12 protein-coding genes and 1 pseudogene are annotated in these 12197 nt (G+C 61.4%); 8 read left to right on the plus strand and 5 right to left on the minus strand.

Translation table 11 applies throughout. The features are described from left to right. Positions 1 to 239: 239 nt before the first annotated feature. From AB4Y34_RS12255 to AB4Y34_RS12285, 7 genes are read left to right on the plus strand one after another with little or no spacing between them, the layout of a single operon-like run. Positions 240 to 680 carry a hypothetical protein gene (locus AB4Y34_RS12255; RefSeq protein WP_368716149.1) on the plus strand — a complete coding sequence of 147 codons (441 nt, stop codon included), beginning with the start codon at positions 240 to 242 and terminating at the stop codon, positions 678 to 680. A 19-nt stretch (positions 681 to 699) separates the two neighbouring features. Beyond that, positions 700 to 996 (plus strand): hypothetical protein, encoded by a 297-nt coding sequence (locus AB4Y34_RS12260; protein ID WP_176365842.1) that lies wholly within the window; start codon positions 700 to 702, stop codon positions 994 to 996. Between the two features lie 49 nt (positions 997 to 1045). Beyond that, complete coding sequence (locus AB4Y34_RS12265) at positions 1046 to 1306, plus strand: hypothetical protein (protein ID WP_368716150.1); 261 nt, start codon at positions 1046 to 1048, stop codon at positions 1304 to 1306. A 3-nt stretch (positions 1307 to 1309) separates the two neighbouring features. Further along, positions 1310 to 1597, plus strand: a complete 288-nt coding sequence (locus tag AB4Y34_RS12270; RefSeq protein ID WP_176123046.1) for a YtcA family lipoprotein — start codon at positions 1310 to 1312, stop codon at positions 1595 to 1597. Positions 1598 to 1616: 19 nt separating this feature from the next. After that, complete coding sequence (mdtN, locus tag AB4Y34_RS12275; protein ID WP_368716151.1) at positions 1617 to 2675, plus strand: multidrug transporter subunit MdtN; 1059 nt, start codon at positions 1617 to 1619, stop codon at positions 2673 to 2675. A gap of 9 nt (positions 2676 to 2684) precedes the next feature. Then, positions 2685 to 4811, plus strand: coding sequence for an FUSC family protein (locus tag AB4Y34_RS12280; protein WP_368716152.1), 2127 nt, complete (start codon positions 2685 to 2687; stop codon positions 4809 to 4811). Then, on the plus strand, positions 4808 to 6295 hold the full coding sequence (locus AB4Y34_RS12285) for an MdtP family multidrug efflux transporter outer membrane subunit (protein ID WP_368716153.1): 1488 nt from the start codon (positions 4808 to 4810) through the stop codon (positions 6293 to 6295). Before AB4Y34_RS12280 ends, AB4Y34_RS12285 begins: the two co-directional genes overlap by 4 nt. Positions 6296 to 6387: 92 nt before the next feature. Here AB4Y34_RS12285 and AB4Y34_RS12290 read toward each other — a convergent pair whose 3' ends face one another. The 4 genes and pseudogenes from AB4Y34_RS12290 to AB4Y34_RS12305 all read right to left on the minus strand — a co-directional run bounded on the left by AB4Y34_RS12290 (position 6388) and on the right by AB4Y34_RS12305 (position 10486). Next, a complete protein-coding gene (locus AB4Y34_RS12290; protein ID WP_368716154.1) occupies positions 6388 to 7767 on the minus strand; it encodes a glutamate decarboxylase in 1380 nt (459 codons plus the stop codon). 123 nt (positions 7768 to 7890) lie between these two features. Beyond that, a complete protein-coding gene (gene aspT, locus AB4Y34_RS12295; RefSeq protein ID WP_368716155.1) occupies positions 7891 to 9582 on the minus strand; it encodes an aspartate-alanine antiporter in 1692 nt (563 codons plus the stop codon). Between the two features lie 357 nt (positions 9583 to 9939). Further along, a pseudogene (locus tag AB4Y34_RS12300) lies at positions 9940 to 10350 on the minus strand (hypothetical protein); the annotation flags it as partial. 7 nt (positions 10351 to 10357) lie between these two features. Further along, entirely contained in the window at positions 10358 to 10486 is a 129-nt protein-coding gene (locus tag AB4Y34_RS12305; protein WP_255214966.1) for a hypothetical protein, read from the minus strand. Between the two features lie 587 nt (positions 10487 to 11073). Between AB4Y34_RS12305 and AB4Y34_RS12310 the strand changes: the two genes are divergently transcribed. Continuing rightward, positions 11074 to 11691, plus strand: coding sequence for a response regulator transcription factor (locus AB4Y34_RS12310; RefSeq protein ID WP_368716204.1), 618 nt, complete (start codon positions 11074 to 11076; stop codon positions 11689 to 11691). Positions 11692 to 11752: 61 nt separating this feature from the next. Here the strand turns inward: AB4Y34_RS12310 and AB4Y34_RS12315 are convergent, their stop codons facing one another. Further along, a complete protein-coding gene (locus AB4Y34_RS12315) occupies positions 11753 to 12142 on the minus strand; it encodes a response regulator transcription factor (RefSeq protein WP_368716156.1) in 390 nt (129 codons plus the stop codon). Positions 12143 to 12197: the final 55 nt, after the last annotated feature.

The raw sequence follows: 12197 nt of genomic DNA on the forward strand, positions 1-12197 counted from the left end.
CGCGTGCCTGATAAGCGCTGTTTCCCCCGTTCGTTCGTGTCCTGCGCCAGCCCCTGGGTTATACCAAAGGATGAGTCGGACAAACAGCGAGTCAGGGCCACAGACCGTTCGTACAATAGATTTCTTCGCGTTGCCGGGCTACCTTGCAAGCATGGACGGTACAGTTTCGCGGCTCGCGTTCGATGCCCCAATCACTGGCGCCGGTTCGAGAACGAAGGTGCGACGCGAAGAGGCGGGAAATGTTCAGGCAAGCCGAAAATGATTTTGGATCCCTGATTCAGGCGACTTCGGGGCACGTCGTGCACGGTGGAGCCCAGCCGCCTGCGGGTCACGCCCTCACGATCGCGACGCTGCTGATCTGCTGGTGGACGCTGGTGGAGACGGCGCTGGACTTCTTCACGGGAAATGGCAACTGGGACTTTGCTTCCGCCATTGCCGCCAACCTTATCGTGGGGATCGCCGGACTCGCCGTGGTCATGAATGTCCGCTTTGCTCGCGAAATTTTTGCGTTTATCTGCGGCGTCGGCATTCTGGCACTCGGCTCCGGCCTTCCGCTTGCGTTCGGCGATTCGCTGTGGATTCCGCTGATCTCGGTGGTCGACTGCGGAGGCAAGCTCGTTTTTCTGGTTTTTGCCTGTGCGCCGCCCCATGAGAATGGCAGGCGGGCCCTGTCGCTGTGACAGGTCAGGGGCGTTTGGAATGAGACGTACCGAGCGATTCGTATGGGCGTTGCTTGTCCTGGCGGTGTGCTGGATTCTGGAAATGTCGACGCACGAACGACACCGAGCATTTGATGAACGATTGTTCCACGAGCAGTGCGACGCCCGCGACTACGTCGTCGAGATATATCGCACTGCATGGACACCAAAGGATACGAAAGCAGCGGGCGACGAAGACGTGTCACCACGGCTGCCCCTCGCGCGCGCGAACGACGATAACGCGTGCGATCCACTGCAGGACGGCGCTGAATCGTCCATAACAAAAGCTGCGCAATGAAGACATTGCATATCGCCGCTTGCGCGTGATTGGCCATGAGGAGAATCGTATGAATGAGTCGCAAGGTTCGGTGGATAACAGCAGTGCCGATGGGTCATCCGACGTTGCGGTGGCGGCACTGGTCACCGCGATCGAAGTATCCGTTCTCGACGGGACGCTCGACAGCCGGTGCGCCGCCAGCCTCATCTGCCGATTGAAGGGAGAGGCGACTCACATCATCGAGAGCGGCTATTCCGCGCCTGCAGGACGTTCAGAAATGGAGCGCGCTTTTGGTGCCGTCGAGGCTGCGCTGCTAAGACATGCGGAGTGACATATGCCACTCACCACGGGCGGAGATCCAAAGCGTCCAATTGGCGCCGCCGTGATAGCAACGATTTCCGTTTCAGGGTGCGCAAACTACTCGCCGTCGCTCAACGTGCTCGGCGCGTACTTTCCCGACTGGCTGTTTTGCATTGTCGCGGGCGTCGTGCTGACGGTCGTCGTCTATCTGGTTCGGAAGCGCTTCGGGGTGGACCACCTGCTGGCGCCCTCCGCCGTGGTGTATCCCACGCTGGTCGCATTCCTGTCACTCGCCCTCTGGCTGGCGTTGTTCCAATATTGAATCCGCTTCAGGTGAGCTAATGGCGACAGGTGCGAGCAAGACCGGGAAGAAGGCATGGCCGGCGGTCCTCCTGGTCGTGGCGACGCTGTTGCTGCTCTTTCTCGTGATCCGGCTGCTGGACCGCTCACCTCGCACCGACGATGCCTATGCTTATGCGGATACCATCGACGTCGTGCCCGAGGTCAACGGCCGCATCGTCGAACTGGCGGTGCGCGACAATCAGGCGGTAAAGCAGGGAGATCTGCTGTTTCGCATCGATCCACGCCCGTACGAGGATGCGCTGGCGAGAGGCAAGGCATCGCTCGTCGCGCTCGATCGTCAGATCGAGCTGACTCAACGCACGGTCAACGCGCAGCAGTACAACGCACAGTCGGTGCGCGCGGCTGTCGAACGCTCCCGTGCCGCGGCGAATCAGGCGTCGGACACCTTGCGCAGGATGGAGCCGCTGCTCTCGCACGGCTATGTGTCGGCAGAAGATGTCGACCGCGCACGCACGGCGCAGCGCGCAACCGAGGCCGAACTCAGCGCCGCGCAGCTACAGGCCCAGCAGGCGGCAGCGGCGGTGAGCGGGGTGGACGCGCTGGTCGCGCAGCGTGCCGTCATCATGGCCGAGATCGCGATTGCCGAACTGCACCTCGAATATGCAACGGTACGCGCACCATTCGACGGACGCGTTGTCTCGCTGAAGACATCGACGGGGCAGTTCGCTTCCACACTCAAATCGGTCTTTACGTTGATCGACACGCGCCACTGGTATGTAGTCGCGAACTTTCGCGAGACCGAACTCAAGGGTGTGCGCGCAGGCACCCCCGCCACCGTCTACCTGATGAGCGACACCGGGCAGCGCTTTGACGGCGTAGTCGACTCGATCGGCTACGGCATCGCTTCGGATGAGGCCGGCCTTGCCCTGCCTGGCGGTCTGCCGCGCATCGAGCGCACGCTGAACTGGGTGCACGTGTCGCAACGCTTTCCGGTGAAGATCCTCGTGGGCAATCCGAACCCGGAGCTGTTTCGCGTCGGCACGTCAGCTGTGGCCGTGTTGCGGCCTGGGCGCGGCAATCACGGCGAAGGCCATTGAGGAGCACGGATGGCCGCTGCCGACTACCTGCCCGACACGCTGCGCGAGGCCGGCGCATTCTTGAAGCAGGAGCTAGCGTCGTTCCCCGGGCGGATGAACGTGACGCTGCGCTGCATGCTCACGAGCGCGATCGTGATCGTCGTGTCGATGGCGCTCGAAGTGCCTGAGCTTGCGTTGTCGCTGCTGGTGGTGTTTTACGTCACGCAGTCGAACGTGGTGTTCACGCGGCTCGTCGGCATCATGTTCATTCTCGGATCGACGCTCGGCATCGGCCTGTCGATCCTGCTGCTGAAGTTCACGTACGACTATCCTTTGGTGCGCATCGTCATTGCGAGTCTGATGTTCTTTTGCAGCGCGTACCTGATTCGCGTGCTGAAGATCGGCGTGGTGTTTTTCATTGTCGCCATTGTCGTCATCTACGTGCAGAGCTTCGTCGACCGGACCGACCAGGCCGACCTGCTGATCCGCGCAGTATTGTGGGTGTGGGTGGCCGTCAACTATCCGATCGCGCTGACGCTACTGGTCAATACGCTGCTGTTGCCCGCGGAACCGCAACTGCAACTCAAGGCGGAGATTCATCGGCAACTCGAGGCGCTCGATGTCCGGCTCGTGCAGCTGATCGAGGGCGGCGCGAGCGACGCGCCGCTTACGTTCCTCACGCCCGCGGACGTCCAGCAAGGCGCGCTGACGCTGCAAAAACTGCTGCGGTTCGCGACGATGCGCGACGCCCACTATCGCGAGCATCAGGCGACGCAGCTTGCATGTATCGCGACGGTATCGCGTCTTTATCGCGCGGCGAGCGAGCTGCCGCAAGAGTGGCGAGGCGCGTCGGCGGCACAACTGAAGATGCTTCGCGAACTGCAAGCGAACGTGCGCGCGCTCGACGAATCGGTGGCGCTGGGCGAGCCGTATCGTTATGTGAGCACCGCCAGCGTCGTTGAACGCAATGCCGCCGACACGATGCCCGCAGCCACGGAATTGCAGCGGGCGCTGCACGCCTACGCCGAACTCTTCGCGAGCGGCACGACGCCAGGCGCTTCCGCTCCGAGCGAACCGATGGTCGCGCCCGACGCCTGGACCAACCCGGCCTATGCGCGCTTCTCACTGAAGACGCTGCTCGCGGTGTTGATCTGTTACGTGTTCTACAACGCCGCAGACTGGCAAGGCGCCCATACGATCATGCTGACCTGCCTGATCGTGGCGCTGCCAAGCCTCGGCGCATCGGCACAGCGTGCGTTGCTGCGGCTCGCCGGGGCCGCGATCGGCAGCGCGCTCGCGCTTTTCATGGTCGTGTTCGTCGTACCGCGCCTCGACGAAATAACGGGTCTGCTGCTGATGACGCTGCCCGTCATCGCGTTCGGGGCGTGGATTGCGGCCGGCTCGGAGCGAATCGGCTACGCCGGCATCCAGCTGGTGTTCACCTTTTCGCTGGCATTGCTCGCGCGATTCGGCCCAGTCATCGATCTCACGGAAATCCGCGACCGCATGGTGGGCATCCTGCTGGGCGTTGGCGTCGCGACCTTCGTGCAGATGTCGTTCTGGCGGGAAGGCGAGGGCGACGTGCTGCGGCAGAAGCTCGCCACCATGCTGCGGGCGATCGCCGCTCAATGGCGCCCACCGCAAACCGGTGTGACCGGGCCCGACGAATTGCCCTATGCGCAGCGCCAATTGCAGGCGTGGGCCGTGCTGGCCGATTGTGAGGCGACGCTCTCCCGTGTCGCACTCGAGCCCGACTGGCGGGAAACCGACCAGCCGCAACTGACGCTGCGCGCGCAAACCGTTCTCGCACAGGGGCGCGAGATCATGCTGGCGGGCGACGCGCTGCGTACGCTGGCGGCGCAGGCCGAATTGTCCGACCCAGGAACCGCCGAAGCCGTGCGTTCGGCCCAGGACCAGGCATCAGCCGAGCTTGCGCGATATGCGGAGGAACTGGCGGCGAATCCACCGGTAGCCCGCGCACCACGACGCATCGCGATCGTCGCGCAAGCCGGCGAACCGGCGCTCGCGACCGGCGGACCACTCATCGAGGCCGCGGACGACCTGACGCGCCAGGTCGCGGGGTTGCCGGAATGGGCTGCTGACGCCGGCCTCCCGGAGCCCGCCGCAGCGCCATCGTCACAGGCCTTGCGATCATGAACGCGCGGGCCCATCGGCGAGGCGTGTCGTGGCACCGACGCTGCCTGTGCATCGCGTGGATGGCGTCTATGCTGCCGGGCTGCGCGCTGATTCGCGATGACAGCCCGCCGTATACCGAGATCCCGCCCACGCAGATCAATCTCGCGAACGATATTCATCTCGCGCGCGACGGGTGGCCCGCCGCCCGCTGGTGGACGCGCTACAACGACGCGCAGCTCGACGCGCTAATCGACCAGGCGCTCGCCAATGCCCCGACGATGGTGATCGCGCGCACTCGCGTGGCGCAGGCCAAGTCGGACGTGGACCTTGTCAGGACGGGATCGAGCCTGCAAGTCAGTGCGATTGCCTTGCTCAATCGCGAGCATGTCTCGGCGAACGGGTTTCTTGGGCCGTTCGCGCAGAACGAACCGGCGTTGGGTCTCACGGGCCCGTGGTACACGGAGGGCGTGGTCGGACTGGGCGCGAGCCTGAACATCGACATTTGGGGCAAGCAGCGCGCGCAGATTGCGGCTTCGATTGGCGTGACGAACGCGAGGCTTGCAGAGACATCGGCGGTCGAACTCGAAATATCGACCGATGTCGCGCAGATCTATTTTGGTATCCAGACGAATTACCAGCTTATCGATCTATTGAACGAATCACACGAGATCGCGCAGTTTGCGGTGCAGGCGCACGAGGCGCGCGCGGCGCGTGGCCTCGAGCCCCGAACGCAGTTCGAAGAGGCCCGTGCGCAGCAGTTGGCCATCGAACGGCAGATCGTATCCACGCAGGCACAGATCAAGCAGTTTCGGGAATCGTTGCGGGCGCTGGCGGGCGCGGGGCCCGACGGCTTGCCGGAGATCAGGCCCGTTGCGCTGTCGGCCTCGCAGGCTGCCTTGCCGGCGACGCTCTCCTATGAGCTTCTTGCCCGGCGCCCCGACTTGCAGGCTATGCGCTGGTATGTGCAGTCGTCCTTCGACCGGATCGACTCGGCCAAGGCCGCCTTCTATCCGAGTTTCGACATCAAGGGGTTTTTCGGCTACAACGCCTTGCATCTCGCCGATCTGTTCACGCACGCAAGCCGCCAGACCAACCTGATTCCGGGCCTGTACCTGCCGATCTTCGATGGCGGCATGCTTAATGCGAACTTGAGCGGCGCGCGCCAGGGGAGCAACCTGTTGATCGAGCAGTACAACGAGGCCGTACTCAATGCGGTTCGCGATGTCGCGCAGACGGGCAGCCGTTTGCAGGCGCTCGACGCCGAAACCGAATTGCAAAAACAGCGCATCGAATCGGTGACGTTCACGAGAGACAGTGTCGAAGCGTCCTGGCAGCGCGGACTGACCAGCCAGCTCGCGGCGCTCGAGGCGCGCCAACCGGTGATTGTCGAGCAGGTCGCACTGCTGGCGCTGAACGGGCAGGTGCTCAGTCAGGAGGTCGCGTTGACGAAGGCGCTGGGCGGTGGCTATCGCGCCGATGCGCCCGTCGAACTAAAGCCTCGCTGAGGCTTGGTGTCAGTGCAGTGCGCCCCGAGGAAACCGAGCCCGGGGCGCCAAGGAAGAGCAATCAGTGGAAGGCAGATTTCCGGCACGACCCTTCAGCACTTGGCCGGCGACCTGTTCTCCGGCAGGTGCTGGTGCAGCTTCGGTGCGGTCGCGCTACCGCCGTGAGTCTCGAGGTACTTGCACGCATTGACGATGTCACGCGCCAGCATCTGAGCCACATTGTGATTGATGTGCGGGCGGACCACCACGCGCAGGCTCTTGACTTCCTCGGCGTTGGCTGGCATCGAATACGCGGAAAGCACCCAGCCCTTTTCACGGACCTTGTTGGACACATCGAATTCGTTGAACTTCGTGACGCTCTTGTCGAGCGTGACGGCCACCACCGGAATGCGCTGCTCCTCGTTCATGATGGTGAAATAGCCGCTGTCGACGAGTGTCTGACGCAAGGCGATGGCGTTGTCCAACGTCTGGCGCATGATCCGCTGATACCCGTCGAAACCCAGGCGCAGGAACTGATAGTACTGAACGGCGATCTGGAAGGCGTTGCGGCTGAAGTTCAGCGTGGCCGTCGGCATTTCGCCGCCGAGGTAGTTCACGTAGAACACGAGATCCTCGTTGAATACGCTGCGTTCACGGAAGATCACCCAGCCCAGTCCCGGCGGCGTGAGCCCGTACTTGTGCCCCGATGCGTTAATGGACTGGACGCGCGGCAGCCGGAAGTCCCAGCGGTAGTCGGGATACAGGAACGGATTGACGAAGCCGCCCGACGCGCCGTCGATATGCATCGGAATCGAAATGCCTGTCCTCGCTTCATAAGCGTCGAGCCAGTCGTGAATCCCCTGGATGTCGTCGTCCTCGCCGGTGAAGGTCTGCCCGGCGATGGCAACGACAGCGATCGTATTTTCGTCTACGTACTTTTCCAGTTCGTCCGCCGTTAGCCGATAGTTACCGGGCTTGAGCGGAACGATCCGCGGTTCCACGTCGAAATAGCGCAGGAACTTCTTCCAGACGATCTGGACGTTGCCGCCCGTTACCATATTGGGGCGTGTGGCGTCCTTGCCGTCCCGTTCCCGCTTCTGACGCCAGTTCCATTTGTGGGCGAGACCGGCGAGCATGCACGCTTCCGATGAGCCGACCGTTGCGGTGCCGTACGGTTCGACGCCCTCCGGTCCGTTCCAGAGCTGGTGCAGCCATCTCACCATGCGCGTTTCCATGGCGAAAAGCTGCGGATACATGTCGTGGTCGATATAGTTCTTGAACATGTTTCGCCTGGCGATCTCGACCGCTTCAGGCTCAGCAAAGGTCGTGACGAACGACGACATGTTCAGCATCGGGTTCGTGTCGGTCCATTCCTGACTGAGGACGAGTGCTTCTGCTGCCCGTGCAGCGATGCCGTGTTGAGGAAACCCGTTTTCCGGCACGTTGATATTGAACTCTTCATACGACGACACTGCTGCAATTGGCGTAGCCATTGACTATCTCCTGGGGTTGAACATGCCATCGGCAAGATGTGCATTGCCGGGAAATGCAACTGTTGAAGCGGCGTGACAGGACACGCCGAGCGCGCTTCATTTAATGCGTAGGGCGTGGTGGGGCTATTTGATTATCATGACGACGACCATCCCCCAGATCGTCAGCAGCGTGTTTCCGACCGCGTATGTGACGGTGTAGCCGAGCCCTGGAACCTGGCTTCTCGCGGCGTCGCAAATCATTCCCAGGGCTGCTGTTGTCGTGCGCGCGCCGGCGCAACAACCCAGCACGATTGCGGGATGGAACCTGAACACATACTTCGCGATGAACATGCCTAGAATCAGCGGGACTGCGGTCGCGAAGATGCCCCACAGAAAGAGGCTGACGCCGAGTTGCTTCAGGCCGAGCACGAAACCGGGTCCCGCCGTAATCCCCACCACGGCGATGAACACATTCAGTCCAACCGAGTTCATGAACCAGATCGTAGGCTCGGGGACACGTCCGAACGTCGGGTGGATGGCGCGCAACCAACCGAACACGATGCCGGCGATCAACGCTCCGCCCGCCGTGGAGAGTGTCAGCGGAACGGCCCCGATATTGATGGTAATCGCGCCAACGAGCGCACCGATCGTGATCGCCAGCCCGACGAAGGCAACGTCTGCCGCATTGGTCGCCCGGTCGAGCGTGCCCAGTGCTTTGGCTGCTGCAGTCGTGTCCTGGGTCCGGCCAACGAGCGTGATCGTGTCGCCGCGGTGAAGCTGCGTGCTCGGAAGCACCGGAATTGGCGTCTCGGTCGGGCCGCGCTTGATCTTGCGGATGAATACGCCGCGCGCCGCGGGAAGCGTGGACAACTGCTGAAGTGTCTGGCCGTCAACATCCTTTGCGGAGACATAGACATCGACTCCCTCGGCAGGAACCGCGAGGAGTTCGGCGTCGTCGATCTCGGATCCGTTTGTGCCCAGCGTGGACACGAGCTGGTCGCGGCGCCCGGCGACAGCCACGACGTCACCCGTTGCCAGGACGTAGTCGAGCCTTGCTTCCTCTATTGCGGTACCGCGCCGGATACGTTCGATAAACAGACGCATGCCCTCGGTCTCCAGGGCTTCGACCTGGCGGACGGTCAGACCGACGAAAGGGCTCTCGCTCGCAATGCGAAACGCGCGCAGTTCATACTGGTGCCACGCGCTACCCGCGCTGATGATCTGCTGTGTGCCGCCGAGGCTGGCTTCGTATTCTTTGCACGCCTTGACGAGATCGATTCGCAGGAGCTTCGGGCCGAGTTGGGCGAGGATGATCGCGGAGCCGACCGTGCCGAATATGTAGCTCACGGCATAGGCGGTCGGCATGGCATCGAGCAACGCCTTCGTTTGCGAGGCGGGCAGTCCGAGTCGGCCGATGGCGTCCGTCGCCAGCCCCATCGACGCCGAAATGGTCTGTGAGCCAGCGAGAAGGCCGGCGGCTGAACCGACGCCGTAACCGGCGATTTTGGCGGCGGCAAGGGGGGCGGCAAGACACAGGACGCACTGGACAACCGAGAAAAGCGCCTGAGGAATGCCATCCTTGGCGATGCCTCTGACGAACTGCGGTCCCACTCCGTAGCCTACGGCAAAGAGGAACATCAAAAAGAATATCGACTTGACATTAGCGGAGATGGGAATGCCCAGTTGTCCGATGGCAATCGCCGCAAGCAACGTCGAGGTGACGGCGCCGAGACTGAAGCCCCGATAACTCTTTCCCCCCACCCAATATCCGATCCCTAGCGACATAAAGATCGCTATCTCAGGATGGCTGCGCAGCGTTAATACCAGCCAGTTCATTTTGTGATCCTCCGTAGCATGTGCTTCAAGAAGTCAATGAAAAGAAAGCAATGTTGCATTCCTAAGTAAAATATCGAAAACATTTGTGCCTCACTTCGATTGCGGCGGCGGTGATCACGTTCTCCGCCGACTTCTGCGTCACATGTCACGGGGGCGTCATACAAGCCGCTGCCCCGCGTCAGATGCCAAGTGCGGATCGTGGGCGCCTCGCGGCAACATCTGCACAGCGGGAGGTGGCGGGGAGGTCGAGCGCTTTCGTGGGGAATCGCGAGCGTGCGTTGTCCGCGTACGAGGTGGATGCTTTGCCGGAGAGCGCGCGTTGTAATCAGGAGTCGGACAGTCCTCCGGCACCGAAAGGATGCATTCACTGCTCAGGCCGTATTCACGCGCGATCGATAGCAGCCTGTCCGCCCAATCCCAGACGCTGTATATATCGTGAACGTTTTGCAGACAGACCAGCAGTGCGACAGTGCGTTTATCGTAAATATCGATCCCGGCGTTCAACAAGGCTTTGGACAATGCGGCAACGCCGGCGTCCATGTAACGGGGCCAGCCGGTCCCGGACCCGGGAAGGTAGCGTACCGGAACGCCCTCCATCGTGGATCGGTAATCGGACGGCCGTATGAAGCTGCCAACCGGACACCCGCCGCATGGGCCGCGGTACGCAGCGCCTCCGTTTGCGAGAATGCCCGTGCGGCGTTGCGAAAGGAGGTGATTGACGGAGCGGTCAAAGATTTCCTGATCGCTCAAAAAATGGATGGTGCGCATGGCTGACCTACTGAACACAGATCACGTTGAGATCGATGGTTCTGCGATAGACGCTCTTGTTGAGCCACGGGACGAACGTGTACTCGACATACGCGTTACTGCCCACAAAAATCCATGTATGTAGCGTAGTGAACATGGTGGACTCCTAACAGTTACTGGATATCATGAGGTCATCGACTGTGCGGTGGTGGAAGCTCAAGTTCTTTCCGTCGATGACACCAAAGGTACGCGTGCAAGGCGAGAAAAACCATCGTACGAACGGGTGGCGTGGTTCTTCATTCGCGTGAGCGGTTCATACAGGGGTATGCTCGGGTTATCTGGATGCTGGCACCGCAAGGGAAACGGCGGGAGCGGTGCGAAGGAGGTCGTCAGGAAGCGCGAAGTCGTTCGCTGAGGGCGAGTAAATACGCGCCACTCGCGTTGGCTATACGAAGATATAGTCGTCCTGGACCAACGCCTTAATCGGGCAACCACATGCACGTTTGCCGATATGCAGCCGCTGCGGTATTTTTCACTCGTCGCTATTTGTCGGGCGTCGTTCGACTCGCCCGCGCAAGCTTTCAAAATGCTTCTGAATCTCCGATGCCCCATTTGGCCGCAATCAGAATTGGGCGGCAACAATCGGCCGAGAGGGCCGAACGAAAGACCTGGAATTGGGAGAAGCCGTTGAGTTCAGGATCTGGCTTGACTTCGACGAAGGGCGCGTCTGATGGTCCGCCGTCGATGGTGTACGTAATCGACGATGATGAAGCTGTGCGAATCGCACTTAACGCTCTCCTGCGCTCGGCCGGATTGCATGTGGAGACTTTCTCAGCCTGCCGCGAGTTTCTGGCGTTCCCGAAGAAGGCTGTGCCGAGCTGCCTGATTCTCGATGTGAGGCTGCAAGGTGAAACCGGGCTGGCATTTCAGAAGGAGTTTGCAAAAAGCGAAATCCGGATGCCCATTGTTTTCATGACCGGATACGCCGACGTTGCGATGTCGGTCAGAGCCATGAAAGCCGGTGCCTTCGATTTTCTCGCCAAGCCGTTTCGGGACCAGGAGATTCTCGACGCCGTTACCGACGCATTGGCGCGCGACGGCGAACGTGTCCAGGCCGAACAGGCGCTTGTCGCGCTGCGCGCTGCCTATGCTTCGTTGACCATTCGCGAACAGGAGGTCGTCCGTTATGTCATCTCGGGCCTGATGAACAAGCAGATCGCGGCGCAGATGAAACTGAGCGAAGTCACCGTCAAAATTCATCGAGGACACGCAATGAGAAAACTGGCTGCGCACTCGGTTCCGGATCTTGTCAGAAAGGCGGAAGCACTTGGCCTTAAGCCGCAAGTGAACGGACCTTCTTGATAGCGTCGCCGTGTTGGGGACGTCCCGGCGCCACCGTGCGGGGCCGGGTGCACCAGAGCGCTTACAGATTGCCTTGCGGAGGCGGCTCCCGCAACGCGAGGCTGAGCCAGCGCACCACGTCGTCGGCGGCAACGGGTTTCTCGAGCAAGACCAGTGCGCCATTTTCAATGACTTCGGCGTGCAGGTCGGGAGTTGGAAACGCGGTGATAAAAATGGTGGGTGGTGCATTACCCTGGCTGCGAAGCCGGGCGTGCAGCGCGACACCGGACATGCCAGGCATTCGTACGTCGGAAATCAGGCAGGAGGTGTCTTCCACTTGTCCAGATTCGAGGAACTCCTCGGCAGAGGCAAAGGTGCGGACGTTCCAGCCCAACGAACGAACAAGGTTCGCAGTCGCGATACGGACTGCCTCATCGTCGTCAACGATCGTAACTACCTCAGACGTATCCACAAGAAGGACCCCGATCGTCGAGAAAAAGGAAGATGTGCGGATGATATCGGCAGTG

Source organism: Paraburkholderia sp. BR10954 (assembly GCF_040965775.1).
Taxonomy (GTDB): domain Bacteria; phylum Pseudomonadota; class Gammaproteobacteria; order Burkholderiales; family Burkholderiaceae; genus Paraburkholderia; species Paraburkholderia youngii.